Origin of the sequence: Paenibacillus sp. SAFN-117, from assembly GCF_051966115.1 — a bacterium.
In the GTDB taxonomy this organism is placed as follows: domain Bacteria; phylum Bacillota; class Bacilli; order Paenibacillales; family NBRC-103111; genus Paenibacillus_L; species Paenibacillus_L residui.
Window position 1 is genome coordinate 118801 of sequence record NZ_JBQCLK010000010.1, and the last position, 14291, is coordinate 133091.

12 protein-coding genes are annotated in these 14291 nt (G+C 50.5%); 4 read left to right on the plus strand and 8 right to left on the minus strand.

What is annotated here, in order from left to right:
- Positions 1–5 precede the first annotated feature (5 nt).
- From ACTHRH_RS08895 to ACTHRH_RS08910, 4 genes are all read right to left on the minus strand, one after another.
- On the minus strand, positions 6–959 hold the full coding sequence (locus tag ACTHRH_RS08895) for an ABC transporter permease (protein ID WP_440415119.1): 954 nt from the start codon (positions 957–959) through the stop codon (positions 6–8).
- Positions 960–1133: 174 nt separating this feature from the next.
- A complete protein-coding gene (locus ACTHRH_RS08900) occupies positions 1134–2849 on the minus strand; it encodes a sensor histidine kinase (protein WP_440415121.1) in 1716 nt (571 codons plus the stop codon).
- A 3-nt stretch (positions 2850–2852) separates the two neighbouring features.
- The gene (locus tag ACTHRH_RS08905) at positions 2853–3002 is read right to left on the minus strand and encodes a helix-turn-helix domain-containing protein (protein WP_440415152.1); all 150 of its coding nucleotides are present in this window, start codon (positions 3000–3002) and stop codon (positions 2853–2855) included.
- A gap of 22 nt (positions 3003–3024) precedes the next feature.
- Positions 3025–4407: a response regulator gene (locus tag ACTHRH_RS08910; RefSeq protein WP_440415123.1), complete on the minus strand. Its 1383-nt coding sequence runs from the start codon at positions 4405–4407 to the stop codon at positions 3025–3027.
- A 221-nt stretch (positions 4408–4628) separates the two neighbouring features.
- Between ACTHRH_RS08910 and ACTHRH_RS08915 the strand changes: the two genes are divergently transcribed.
- Together ACTHRH_RS08915 and ACTHRH_RS08920 are read left to right on the plus strand one after the other, a co-directional pair.
- Positions 4629–5654, plus strand: coding sequence for a hypothetical protein (locus ACTHRH_RS08915; protein WP_440415125.1), 1026 nt, complete (start codon positions 4629–4631; stop codon positions 5652–5654).
- Positions 5655–5713: 59 nt separating this feature from the next.
- Positions 5714–6130 (plus strand): NUDIX hydrolase, encoded by a 417-nt coding sequence (locus tag ACTHRH_RS08920; protein WP_440415127.1) that lies wholly within the window; start codon positions 5714–5716, stop codon positions 6128–6130.
- Positions 6131–6250: 120 nt separating this feature from the next.
- On the opposite strand, the gene ACTHRH_RS08925 is transcribed toward ACTHRH_RS08920, so the two are convergent.
- The 3 genes from ACTHRH_RS08925 to ACTHRH_RS08935 all read right to left on the minus strand — a co-directional run bounded on the left by ACTHRH_RS08925 (position 6251) and on the right by ACTHRH_RS08935 (position 9292).
- A complete protein-coding gene (locus tag ACTHRH_RS08925; RefSeq protein WP_379291118.1) occupies positions 6251–7033 on the minus strand; it encodes an energy-coupling factor transporter transmembrane component T family protein in 783 nt (260 codons plus the stop codon).
- Positions 7011–8474: an ABC transporter ATP-binding protein gene (locus ACTHRH_RS08930; RefSeq protein WP_440415154.1), complete on the minus strand. Its 1464-nt coding sequence runs from the start codon at positions 8472–8474 to the stop codon at positions 7011–7013. The genes ACTHRH_RS08925 and ACTHRH_RS08930 overlap by 23 nt, the downstream gene beginning before the upstream one ends.
- Before the next feature lie 221 nt (positions 8475–8695).
- Positions 8696–9292 (minus strand): ECF transporter S component, encoded by a 597-nt coding sequence (locus ACTHRH_RS08935; protein ID WP_440415130.1) that lies wholly within the window; start codon positions 9290–9292, stop codon positions 8696–8698.
- Between the two features lie 510 nt (positions 9293–9802).
- On the opposite strand from ACTHRH_RS08935, the gene ACTHRH_RS08940 reads away from it, so the two are divergent.
- Together ACTHRH_RS08940 and ACTHRH_RS08945 are read left to right on the plus strand one after the other, a co-directional pair.
- Positions 9803–10198: a VOC family protein gene (locus ACTHRH_RS08940; RefSeq protein ID WP_379291122.1), complete on the plus strand. Its 396-nt coding sequence runs from the start codon at positions 9803–9805 to the stop codon at positions 10196–10198.
- Between the two features lie 412 nt (positions 10199–10610).
- Positions 10611–10781, plus strand: coding sequence for a hypothetical protein (locus ACTHRH_RS08945; protein WP_186328301.1), 171 nt, complete (start codon positions 10611–10613; stop codon positions 10779–10781).
- Between the two features lie 345 nt (positions 10782–11126).
- Here the strand turns inward: ACTHRH_RS08945 and ACTHRH_RS08950 are convergent, their stop codons facing one another.
- Positions 11127–14027, minus strand: coding sequence for a family 78 glycoside hydrolase catalytic domain (locus ACTHRH_RS08950; RefSeq protein ID WP_440415133.1), 2901 nt, complete (start codon positions 14025–14027; stop codon positions 11127–11129).
- Between the last annotated feature and the right edge of the window lie 264 nt (positions 14028–14291).

Consider the following 14291-nt stretch of genomic DNA (forward strand, 5'->3'; position numbering starts at 1 on the left):
ACCGTTTACCATAATGCATACTCCTTGCCGCCAATCCATTTGACTATTCGGTTAACTGCAATAATCAGAATCAGCGCTACAACCGACTTGAACAATCCGACTGCGGTGGCATAGCTGTAATTCATTTCTATGAGGCCTTTGCGGTATACGTAGGTATCGATAATGTCAGCGACGTTATAGACTTTAACGTTATACATATTGAAAATTTGATCAAAGCCCGCGTCGAGAATACCGGACATGGACAAAATCAGCATGATCGCGATGACAGGCACAAGCATCGGAATGGAAATATAGAACATCCGCTTGAACCGCCCCGCCCCGTCAATAATGGCCGCCTCATACAATTGCGGATCGATATTCGAGATGGCCGCGAAATAAATAATCGAGCCCCAACCGAATCCCTGAAAAATACTTGTAATGACCAGAATTGAGCGAAAGTAGCGGTCATCGGCCAGAAACAGCTGCGGCTGGCCGCCAAACCATTTGAGAAGCGCATTAACCGGCCCATCAAGCGAAAATAAAGTGAAAAAGATGCCCGCCAGAACAACCCATGAAATAAAGTGCGGCAAATACGAGACGGTTTGCACCACTTTTTTAAACTTCAGACTGGATACTTCGCTTAACAGCAAGGCGAACATAATCGGAACGGGAAAACCGAATATCAGCTTATACAAGCTGATGATGATCGTATTTTTCAGCACGACGTAAAAATACGAATCGCCCATAATTTTGTTGAAATGTTCAAATCCGACCCAAGGACTGTTTAATATCCCCTGCGTAATTTTGAACTCTTTAAAGGCCAGCAGCACACCGTACATCGGCAAATAGTGAAAAACGGTGAAATAGACAACCGCGGGCAGCATCATGAGCAGCAGCACGCGATACCGCTTATACTTCTTTTGCTTCTCCCTGCGCAGCTCCCGCCGTCTGCTTATCGCCGCTATGGTGATGTCGTCCATCGCCGTCGCCTCCCGTGAATACGCTTTCTTTGTTTGTTTAAAATCATATCACGGGCCAATAAATATTAAATTATCAAATATTTCTGATATCTTTCACTTTTCTACGGAGTTCACAAAGAAAGAAGCCTGCCCGGTGAGGGGCAAGCTTCTGCAGCGCCGACAATCATCCATCCGTTATGAACCTGAATCTTGTCTGTATTGCGGAATCGTTACCGCCATCGCTGTACCGGCTCCCTGCCGGCTGTGAATAGACAGGCCGTACTCGGCGCCGAACAACAGATGCAGTCTTTCATTGACATTTTTCAACCCATACCCGGCAGATTGCCTCGTCAATATCGATTCCGCGGTCTCAGGCGGCATGCCCGGACCGTTATCTTCAACCGAAAAGCGGATGACGCCATCCCCTAAATGAGCGCTTACTAGAAGCCGCCCCCGCCCTTCCGTCTTCTGATTAATGCCGTGCTTGACAGCATTTTCCGCCAAAGGCTGCAATATCAGATTAATCGTGTCATATCGACAGACACGCTCATCAATGTCATACACAACATCAAAGCTGTACTCATTCATCGCTTGAATAATTTCAATATACGACCTGATGTTGTCCAGTTCTTCTCTTACCGAGATAATATTGTTGCCGCGGTTCAGCGCCGTCCGGTAAAACTTCGCCATCGCAGTAACTACATGGCTAATGTCATGCGCATCTCTTCTCAGCGCCTGCCAGTTAATGAACGACAGCGTGTTATATAAAAAATGAGGATTAATCTGCCATTGCAGAGCTTTCATTTCAGCCTCCTTCTGCACAATTTTGCTGCGATACGACTCGTCGATCAGTTCATTCAGCCGAATCAGCATGTGCCCGAAGCCGTTCGTCAGCTCTCCGATTTCGTCCTTGAACGCGCTGTGCACCCGCAAGTCCAGCTCTCCCCGTTCCACCCGCTTCATCAGCATATTCAATTTATAAATACGGCTGATCATCGTTTTGGAGAAGATGGAAATAATGACGAGAAGAATCAGGATACATATAAGGATGACTACCAGGGTCGCATTTAAGATGGATCCGGCGTTGGGCGACATTTGTGCCGCCGGCACAAGGCAGTAGATCGTCCAATCGGTCTTGGGCACCATCGTTTTGACGAGAAACAGCTCGGTTTCGCCGGCAGAAATCATTCCTTCGTTCAGCCCCGATATGTTGTCCACATCGAGTGCCGCTATATTCGCAGCACCCAAATTGCTGTAAATCACTTGCTCCCGGCTGTCGGCAATCACCACCCCATATTCCTGCGCGAGCTCCGCCACATTTTTGAAAAAGCTCGTTTCATTAATCCGCATATATACGATATCTTTCCGTTCTGCAGACAAATCCGGAAATGTACCGGTTACAAACAAACCTTCATCGTAAAACCAGTGGGTCTGATTGCCTGCTCCGCCAATGGCGTCCGCATACCAATACTCCCGCTCCACTCTGCTTGCGGACAGGACGGAATCCCCATATTCCGGCACATATCTATGGGTATAGAAAGTGACCTTCTCAATATCTTTGTCCAGGTTCGTCATCATAATGAAGTACGGCGTCAAATATTCCTTCAAATCGCGGGACAGGTTGACCAGATCAATATAATCGTTGCTGACGATTTTTTGAAATATTTTGTTGTAAACGATCGAGCGCACCGCATGGTTGTAACGTCCAACCGCACTTCCGATGCTTTCCGATATCGTGTTCACATTTTTTTCAATGCCCTGCAGAGCTTGAAGCTCCAGCATCGCCCTGGACTGATTGAAAGCATAGGCCCCAAGCACCGAGACGGGAATAAGAATGACCGTCAAATAGGACAGAAACAGCTTGTGCTTGAACCGCAAATGGCTGAAATACCGATAGAACAGCCGCTTCATCGTCTAGGCCTCTTTCCGGAATCGGGACGGTGTTTTGCCATAATAATTTTTAAACAACGAACCAAAGTAAGGTAAATTTTGATAGCCGACATCCCGGGCAATATCGGCGATTTTACGGTTTGTCGTCAGCAGCAGTTCCCGGGCCTTTTCCATCCGGAACAGCGTAATATATTTGTTAATGCTGATCCCCTTCTGCTTTGTAAACAAAATGGCTCAAATAGTTCGGCGTCAAATAAACCCGCTCTGCCAGCAATTCAAGCGATAAATCGGCGGCATACTCGCGCTCGATTATCCGCACCGCTTCCTCTACCGCTTTGGACACTCTGTCAGAGACGTCGCAAGCTGCCGGCCCATAATCGGCAAAGAGCTCATGCATCACTTGGCGCAGATCGCTAAGCCGCTCAGTTTTATAGATGCTTTCCAAATCTTCTCTGAATTTGTTGGCGTTCTTTTTGGTAGCGGTTTCAAAAAGTACCTTCACAATCTCCGTACATACATATTTGACATAAACGACCGAAAAATGATCGCTATTTTGCAATAAGTTGAACAGTTGATCAAAGCCCGGCTCCACAGCTTCGAAACGATGACGCCGGATATGAGCCGTCAGCTTCTGAAGAAGGTCATCCATCATCTTCGCTATATCATCGATGGCGAATGACGTATGATTCGCCAGCAGCACTGTGCCTTCGTCAAAGAAGAACTTGTTCTCCAGCACCGTCTCCAACGCATTGTATTCCTTGTAAAGCTGCCTGGCATCCTCTACCAGACCACTGATGACAACCGTCACCTCACAGTCAAACCGGGATCGCAGCCATTCCATCAAATTATGCCCTGTCTCCACCAGCTTCTGCAGCGGCTCTTCGGCCCAAGCTTCGAGTAACAGCAGGCTTTGAAATTCATTCAAATGGACCACATCGCAAGCGCGCTGCACCGATTCCACAATCTGCCGGTCGAAATCGAGATCCAACCGATCGAACAGCCGGGTTCGCGAATCCAGCAGAAGCATTCGGATATACCGGTAACCATTGAAGCCCGCAATCGGCAGCGGCCGGACGATCTCTTCTCCCTCAGCTGATGAATCGGCACGTCCCATAATATAATCGGTCAGCAGCCTCTGTTTATGGTAATGCTGCTCCTTGCGATACGATTCCTCCAGCCGTATCTGCTTCTCCTTCGCCTGACGCTCCTCCTTGCACAGCTGAATCACTTGAGATACGACTTTAATAAATTCGCTCACCTGCACCGGCTTCAATATGTAGCGAATCGCCTTCAGATCGATTGCGCGCTGCGCATATTCAAACTCGCCGCATGCGCTCATAAAGATAACCTTGACGGACGCATCGCGCTCACGGATTTCCTCGGCTAGCTCAAGCCCATCCATTCCTTTCATGCGGATATCGGTAAACAAAATGTCGACATCATGTCTTGCGATATATTCGAGCGCGCTTTCTCCGCTGTCCGCCTCGGCGATTTCCAGTTTCAAATCGTACTTGTCGACCAGAAACTTGACCCCGTCCCGCTCGAACTTGTCATCATCGACAACAAGCATCTTCAACATTGTCCCCACCGCCTTATGATCTGTGATCGTATTTATAATGGAGTGTATCATAACCCGGCTTGTCTTACTAACCGGGTATTTTTGATGTTCTCTACGTGAACATCTTTCAATGACCACCTGACGGGACAGGTATGGTATAATAGCTGATATCTGTTTAATTGGGAATGTCTGGCATTCGTAAAAGATAGATTTCAGCTAATAAGCGCAAGGAGGCTTGGAGCATGACCCTTACTTTTCGTGCAGAGCAGGAGTTCTTTACATTTCTCGATCCGGCCGGGAAACCGCTGGAGCGCAAAACGGAAGTCCGCTTCGATCCCCTGACCGGGGAAACCTCGCGACTGGTTTATGATCCCGGGGCCGGAGCCCCCTTTACTCCTCCGGGCTACGAGGAGGCTGCCAAGGCCACCGAAGGAAGCAAGTGCCCCTTCTGCCCGGATAATGTTCACACGATGACCCCCACATTTTCTAACGAGATTGTAGAGGGCGGAAGGTTAGTCAAGGGAGAAGCGGTCGCCTTTCCCAACTTATTTCCTTACGGCAAGCATAACGCTGTCGTGCGAATGACCGATTCGCATTATGTCCGTCTGGAGGAGTTCAGCATTCCGGTCCTCGCAGACGCGCTGTCCGTCGCTCATGCCTATCTGTCCAAAGTGCTGCAGACCGACCCGAAGGCGACTCATGCGTCCATCAACTGGAATTACCTCCCCCCTTCGGGCGGAAGTATACTGCATCCGCATATTCATGTGCTTGCTTCCGAGCAGCAGACCCGTTATCAGGCGACGGTTTCCGAATACGGCCAGGCCTTCTATGAAAAATATAAACAACCCTACTATCAAGCATTGTTGGAAGAGGAAAGACGGCTTCAGCAGCGCTGGGTCGGGCAGCAGGACACCCTCGGATGGGTGCATGCCTATGCTCCAAGAAGCCATTATGACTTTGTTGGAATTTATGAGGACGCCCCTTCGTTCGTGGAGTTGGACGAGCGGCATTGGCTCGCCTTGGCCGAGAGCCTGCTGCGGTTCTTCCGTTTCTTCCGGGAGGCGGGCATCGCAAGCTTTAACCTGGCGGCCTTCATTCCCGTCCGTCGGACTGAGGCCAGTGGGGTGCATATCCGGTTAATCCCCCGTTTGACTACGGGACTATTGGCCACGAGCGATATGAACGTATTCAACTTTGTGCACGGCGAATACTTAAGCCTCCGGACTCCGGAGACCGCCTCCAAGGAAGCGGCCGCCTTTTTCCTATAACTCCGTTTCCGGACATTCGTGCAAAATTCTCTATACCGCATAATACAAGGAGATCAGGTATGCAAGGATATAATGTTCTTATGGTTTACAGCAAGGATATGGACCGGCTGCTTATGTGCAAACGATTAAAGGACCCTTATAAAGGATTAAGCAATCTGGTCGGCGGCAAAATCGAAAACGGAGAGTCCGGGCTCGACGCTGCTTATAGAGAGCTATATGAAGAAACAAACATCTCTAGAGAACATATTACTTTGCATCATCTAATGGATTTCAAATACTATTTTCAGAATTGCTATGTTGAAGTCTATGCCGGCAGATTGAAGGGGGATGTAGAGATCTCGGGGGATGAAAATGAATTGTACTGGTCTGATTTGAACCGGGATTTTTTTGACATGACCCTATTTGCAGGTGAAGGAAACATCGGGCATATGATTGAACAAGTGAAAATGAGTAAAAATCGATTTCTAGCGGATTAATCCATCCCATTCAACGAAAAACAGGATCGTCCCAAAATGAAGCCGAAAAGGACCTCAAATCCCACTATGGAGTGGAGACGGGGTCCTTTTTTACGACATCCGATTTATTCCGCTTGCCTCTCAACGGCCGGCCAGCGGAAGATAAACCGCCGTACAGTAGGCCGCTATCAGCAGCCCTGCCATCATCCCCGCGAACCATAAGTCGATTCGGGAATAACGGGTGGTATAATAATAGGTTCGCGACGCTCCCATCTGAAACCGCTTGGCCTCCATGGCCACGGCGATTCTCTGTGCCCGGCGGATGCTCTGGGCAAGCAGCGGCACCGCATAAGCGCTCAATCGCTCATACATCCCGCGAAAGCCCCGGGCAAACCGCGTCCCGCGAACCTTCAAGGCGTCCGTGCGAACCCGGTAATCATCCCAGACGGCAGGCAGCATCCGGATCGAAGCGATGAAGCTGTAGGCATACTTGGCCGGCAGCCGAAACTGCTGCATTAACGCGTAGAAGAAAAGAATCGGCTTCGATGTCAACGCGAAGATCATTCCGAGTGCGCCGAAGCTTATCGTTTTGCATCCGATAAGCAGGCCGTGGTAGAAGCTCTCCTTCGAGATGCGGATCAGCCCCCACTGCCACCAAACCTCTTCCCCTTTGCCGAACAGAATCATCGTCGACGAGGAGGAGACAAAGATGAATAAGAACGGAGCCGTAAACAGCAGAAGCTTCCTTCCCGTGTAGCCGCTGAACAGCAGAAGCGGCAGCAGGTAGGCGATCATCTGATAAACCGCGAAATCGAACCGGCGATTGATCAAGGCGATAACCAACAGCACGAAGAACACGGCAAATTTCAAAGCCGGATTCACCCGGTAAAGCCAGGTTTCTCTATGGGGTGTGAACAAATTCATGCCTGACGCACCTCCACAGCTCCGGCGGTTCCACGGCAACCAGCCGCCCCCGCTCTATTCGCCATATTTGGTCGGAGAAGTAACCGGCAATATTCGGGTCATGCGTCACCATAATAATCGTCGTTCCCTTCACACGCAGTTCTTCGAGCTTCTCCAATATGGCGAATGTGTTCCTCGCATCCTGACCGAAGGTAGGCTCATCCAGCAGCAGCACGGGCTTCTCTCCGATGACGGCGGAGGCGACGCTGAGCCGTCTCTTCTGACCGACCGATAACTGGTAAGGATGACGCCTCTCACTCATGTATAAGCCGAATGCCTCCAACGTCTGCTTAACCTTCTTATCCGCTTCCTCCTCGGAAAGCTTCAGCGGCCGGAGCGAATATGCCAGTTCATCATATAACGAGTTCGTAATAAATTGCATCTCCGGATTTTGAAAGACAAAAGCGAGCTCCGGGGGAGGCGGAGATTTGACGCTTCGTTTCCTGCGCCCTCTGACCGTCTGCCGGACTTCTTCCCCGCACAGCCTGTACGTGCCGCTGGTCGGGAGAAGCTGCATGATGGACTGCAGCAGCGTGCTTTTGCCCGCTCCGTTCTCCCCTACGATGCAAATCCATTCACCGGGTTGTCCTTCCGCCAGCGGAACCTCAATCCTGACTTCCTCCTGACGGTAACCGGCGAAATCCCTCAGCTCCAGAGCAGGACCCGGGCGGCCTTCGAGAGCTTGGCGCTCCTTCCGCCTCTGCTGCTCTATCTCCTGATATGCATCCGACCGGATATAATCCTCCCAGACCTGCGGATACCATATGCCGAAACGGACAAGCTCTTCTTTATGACTGCGGAAAATTTCGTCCGGCGTGTCGTCGGCGAGGATGGCCCCTTCCGCATCGAACAGCACTATACGATCGACCAAGTCAATAACCTGCTCGATCTTATGCTCTACGATGACCAGAGTCTTGTTAGCGGATATTTCCTTGACCGCCGCCCATATCTGCTCCGTCCCTTCCGGATCGAGCATTGCCGAAGGCTCATCCAGATAAAGCACCTCCGGCTGAAGCAGCAGAACCGAAGCGAGGGCCAGCCTCTGCTTCATTCCTTGGGATAGGGTCTGAATGGGAGTATGGATATCCTCGAAGACGAGTCCGACCTTGCGCAAAACCCGCCCGATCTCTTCCTCCATCCGTTCCCGTGGGACGGACAGATTTTCCAGCACAAAGGCCAGCTCTTCATCAACGTACGGCATACAGAATTGGGTGTCCGGGTCTTGAAACACGAAGCCCCAGGAGTCCGGACGCCGAACCGAATCGCAGGTCAGAGGAACCTCGACGGAACCGGGAATAATTCCGCTAAGCACCTGCAGCAGCGTCGATTTGCCGCAGCCGCTCGGTCCGAGCAGCAGAACCTTCTGGCCTTGTGGAACAGCAAAGGAGAGGTCCTTGAACACCAAGGACGGCTCTCCCGGAAATTTCAGTCTCAAGTTCGAGACAGATAAGAATGTTGCCGGATTGTCCTGCATTTAACCACCTCATTACCGGGCTCAACGGCCCGCTTGGGCTTCCCCTTGCTCCTCGTCCGACCACAGTCGGCCGATCGGGGAAGAATGTTCTTCCTGTTGTTGTCCCGGCGGGCTTTTAGAACTTACGTGTAGTTAGTGGAGATATCATGTCACTTCTGCAGCGACTCGTACTCTTCCCTCGCCACCGGCTGAATCTGCCGGGTCACGCCGGTTTTTTCCAGCGCACGGACGAGCCAATAAGCGAACACGCCGCAAAATACAAATGCGCTAACGGCACGTAAACCGTATTTAAGCGCCAGCATCCATGCTTCATAATTGGCGTAGCCGAGGAAGAGATCCACGATGAAGGAACCGAGTCCCGCCATTATGCCGGCCACACCGGCCGCAACCAGTCCCGCCTTGCGATAACGCAGACCTGCGAAGACCAATTCCGCACCCAGTCCTTGTACGAATCCGTAAAGAATCGTTTCCAGTCCCCATGCGGAGCCCAGCAATGAAGATACATTGGCCGCCGCCAGATTGGCGAGCAGCGCTACCCCCGGCTTGCGAACGATCAGATACGCGAAGGGTCCCGCCATAAACCACATGCCGTAAGTTAACTGGCCCGCCTGCAGAAATAACGGCTTAACCACTCCGTATACGCCGTCCCACAGCTTGAAAATGACTCCAAACACTAAAGAAATCATCACCGTGACCAAAATATCGGTAAACTTCAATCCTTTACTGCCAGTTGCTTGTTGTTTCAAGTGCTCCCTCTCCTTCAATCCATTATTTTCCAAACAAAAAAACCGCCTGGATGCACAGACGGAGAAAGGGTCCCTAATCAACATATGTTCTCTACGCTGGCATTATCCAGTTCAGATTAACGGTCAGTAGCGGTATAACGGCTACACTCTCAGCCTGACTCCTCAAGCCCCCGGGATTATTCAATTGGAATCGCCCATATCATACACTATTCCCGCTATTCTGGCAATAGTGAAATCGATATTTAACCCTATGGATGATTACATCTTGGGGGGGTGTATACTCAACTATATGGTTGACCAAAATAGAGAAAATCCCGACTCTATTTTTCATCCTAAGGCTGCGAGATGACCTTCACCCAACCATCGTCATGCCTCATGAAGATGGCTGCACCCGGTAAGACGTTGAGCAAACACTGACAGAATACAGGAGCGAATCGGATACGGCCGAGGATTAATGTTCAATGAGCTGAAAGAAAACATGGGAACTGCAAAATGAAGGAGGTTGATAACATGCAAAAAGTGACTCCATTTCTAATGTTCGAAGGACAGGCTGAAGAAGCTATGAATTTCTATACTTCTTTATTTGACCAGTCGGAAATTTTGAGCATTGCCCGTTACGGCCCGAACGAAGCCGGACGGGAAGGAAGCGTGTTTCAGGCAACATTCTCCCTGAAGGGACAGCAGTTCATGTGCATCGACAGCAGTGTCAAGCATAATTTCACTTTCACCCCTTCCATCTCCCTATTTATTAACTGCGAGACGGAAGAAGAGGTCGATCGACTCTTTAAGGAGCTCTCTCAGGGCGGCGCGGTTCTGATGCCCTTGGAAGCCTATCCGTTCAGTCCCAGGTTTGCCTGGGTTGCAGATAAATTCGGAGTTTCCTGGCAGCTCAACCTGGTCAGCTAAGGCTAAGGCTGGGAGAAAAAACACGTACAATCCCTTTATTGTGCGTGTTTTTTCTATGTTGAGTTAATGATTCTGTCATTACCTGCTCTCTCAACGTAATCCCTCACATTCAAGACGACCATTCTGCTCGATATGCTTGAGGTCCGCCCGGGTGAACTCGGCAGCTTCAACACACGTTCTGTCAGCAGCCAGCTTTGCAAAAACGATAATGTCATGGTTCCATGTAAAATCCCCTCGATTTTCTGTCGACTTTTCCCGGGAAATAATCGCAAAACTATGTATCAAATGACTTAGCAGGTATATCGTCTTATACTGACGTATTTCAGCATAAACATTTATTGATACTAACAATTTCCAATTATGGTAGAATGGATTGGATTGGAAATCTATTACTACTGCGAGGAGGGTTTGAATGAGCGGTTCAGCAGCAGGGATGTTGGCCATATGGCCTTTATTGGTGTTTTTAATTTACCTGGTTTTACTTGTGCTGGGGGTCTATTGCCTTATTTTATTTATCCAGCTTGCAAAGAGAGCAATTAAGGCTCTTGACCTGTATATTCAAGAAAAGTCCAACCAAGATTAGATAAAAATCGAGCCGGGTATTATCTAATGAGCGGGCTTCTTAGTCGTCTCGTCTACCGTCAGCCTGATAGGTACACCCCCGGTTGTCAAATAGATGTACTGGCGGAAGATATTTGTCGGGCGCACCATGTTTTCAGCATCGCAACGCGCTCCGGGTGAGGGCACGTTGCGATGCGGTCAATCGACATCCTTCTCAATCAGAAGAACCTAGACTTGCGCATCCGAATGCAGGCCAACCATTGCTGACAGCCCCGGATTCGGTCTGCCTGATCTTACCTGTGGTAAGAGGGCGCTACCGATTCAATAGCACAACAAAGGACCGGGCCCGAATGATCAAGTCCGCTAGTTAGTTTATTATCTTCGTTGTTCCTGTGTAGCCCTCCGGCAATTTCACTTCAATCTGCTGTCCTTGCGGCACGCGAACCTCGATCTCCATCTGCCTGCGTTCTTCATCAGCCCTCCAGGAGACATCGACCCGGCCTGCTTCAGGAAGCGGAGCACTTCCCCGGGCCCAGCGTAATCCGCATGGATTCGGCTCCACCAACACCTTTTCCCAACCGGGAGCCTGCGGTCTCACCCCAAGAATATAGGCCCCCAGGAAATAAGCCGGCGCGGCCGACCAAGCGTGGCAGTGGCTTCGGGTCAGAAAGTTCGGATTCGTCCGATTCTCCTTAAAGCTCGGATACATCTCCCAGCAGGTTGTCGCTTCATAATCGATCATTTGTCCATAATTGCGGCGAATGTCGTCAAGCATATGTGTCAGCTTTCCGATCCGCGCCAAAGCCTCGTAATAGAAAAATGACATGAACGGACTGCCGATTTGCACAAAAGAAGCCGGAGGATTAAGCAAATATCGTTCCAGTGCTTCCTTCCTCGGCCCATCCGCGATATCGCACAGAAAGGCGGCCACTTGCGTCTGCATGCTGAAAATCCCCGAACGGCGCCCGTCTGCATGAATGCAGTCCAGATAGGCTTCTTTATCTTCTGACCACAGATGCTTGTTCATCGCCGCTTTCAGGCGGTCTGCCCAATGCTTGAACGAATCCGCCTCTTCCGCATGACCGGCAATCAGAGCCAATTCCGCAGCGCTGTTCAGCGCTTTGACCAGAAAAGCATTCTGATGGGTGACCACGCCGCCATTCGGCTGATCGATCGGCGCCCAGTCGAGCAAATTCCATGCCTGGATATTGAAAAGCCCGTTATCGTCGATATGCTGCACGTAGTGATTAAGCGTATAGCGTATGGAAGGCCACATATCCTTAGCAAATTTCGTTTGCCCGGTTTGCTCATAATGCTCCTTGCAGGCAATGACCCAGAAAAACGTCCAGTTCGGAATGACACTGCTCCAGCCGCTTGGCACCTGATCGGCATACAAGGGGGTCTGGTTCCGGGATCCGGGCACCAGACGCAGGCATCTTTCCGTTAGCGCCGGAGCGGAAAATAAATAATTCCCAATCAACGCTTCATTGCGGCTGTCCCCCACCCAAAATGCCTGCTCATATGCGGGACAATCGACGAACGTATCCTCCATGCAAAGCTTGGTCGTATCCCGGCTAATCTGCCAAATATCATTCAACAGGGCATCCGAACAGTGAAAACGGCCGATTTCCGCTACCGGGTAGGTATTCTGAACAAGGCGGACGCTGTAGAAGTGAACGGGATACCGGGCATTCCTGACGGTGAGCATAAGATAGCGAAACCCCCGCCTAACCGGCGATTTATAGGTCTGCCTGCCTTTTCTCGCCACGTATCTTAAGGTGTTATCCAGACCGTACGTATGCTGAATGTACTCATCGCGCATATATTCATACCCGTAAAAATCAACTATCGTTCCTTCCGCACAATCCAGCTCAAACTCGATATATCCGACCGTTTCCTTACCGAAATCAATGATCATCTCCGTATCGGCCCCTTCGTAAAAGGGCACGCGTGCAGGAACCCCGTCAGCTGTCACCAGGTGTTGGAGCGCATGCGGAACCGCTTGCGATTCGCTTGCCTTCTTCCATACATGATGGCCAAACACATCATCATCGCGATACAAGCCGAGAGGCACAGGACTTAAACGATCGGCATACAGAGTTAATTCCGCCGCCTGCGAAACGGAACGAACCGCCAAATATTCCTCATGTTCCATATTTAAACGCCTGCCGGGCCGATGATCTATCACCTCTATCGTATCGAACGGTCCAATTCCGACGAACGGAGAGTACTTTGTCCCATCGATTCCGGACAATGGGGAAATTAGCTCTATCGGAGCCTCTCCATCGACGCCGATGCGGAATCCATGCCCGTGATCGATTCCACTTACATCGACCATTAATAAATGATCGCCCGCCTCAAGCTCAATATCCGCATATCTCTCCGGGGCTTCTCCGTAGAAGCGCTCCGCAGCCACCGCCTTGCCGTCCAGGATGACCGTGCCCACATTCACAAATGCCGCAGGAAAGCCTATCGTGAAATTCCCGCCGGCGGAGACCCGGACAACGGTCGCCAAATAACCGACAAAACCGACCGGATTCGCATGCTCCCGGCTATCGGGCACCATCTCGCTGCGAATATCTATGTATGCATTCCAGGAAATCCGGCGTACCTTCTTCAACGCTTCTACCCTGATCGGATAGACCGTTTCCTCTGTCAGCGGAGGAATATCCCTGGGGATTAGAGTGGTCCACGGCTCCATCCCCGGCACCCCCAATTCTTCGGCTAGCGGCCAGGCTTCATCGGAGTAGGACCGATCCTTCCAGGCAGAGTCGAATAATCGGGCATCTATCCGTTCTGCGAAAGCCTGCTGGCAGGACATTCGAGGGGCTCTTCCGTCCTGGCCGGGATGCCGCAGCGTTCGCCAGCTTCCGTCAGTAATGACACAGCCCAAGCTGGTTCCCGCTTCGTCAGCCATACGAAGCTGCGCCAACAATCCTCCCCTTCCTTTCAAGTAATAAAAGGTAGACAAACCGAAGTGCATCACCATAACGGCAATGGTATTGTCCTCACCCGGACGAATATAGGGAGATACGTCATACGTATCATAGGCCTGCTCTGCCGGCCATGATCTTACCGGCCCTCGGCCCGCCTCCTGTCCATTGACGAACAGAACATATCGCGAATCGGCAGTAATATCAAGCCAGGCTTGTGTGTATTCCTTCTCTTGGATTGGGAACGTTTTGCGGAACAAACGCCATTCATTGCGGGGACTGCTTTCGTTACCTCCCCATATCCACTTCGCCCGCTCAGACCATACATTTGTCATGATTCTTCCCTCCTCGTTTAACCTATTTCCTTTATTGTATCGATAACGGCACATAAGAAAGGGGTTGATCACGACATCCGACAGGGGTAAAATGTCATCTAATCCAATTTATGTTTTGAGATAACCGTTCGTAGAATGAAGCATACAATTTCCTTTCTAAAAGACGGTTCGTTATTGGGATATCATAGGAAAATCGATAAGAAAACGAGGAGTAAAGAAACAAGCTGTCATCAGTGGAAGCAAAATTGGAGTGAGGGAAAAAGG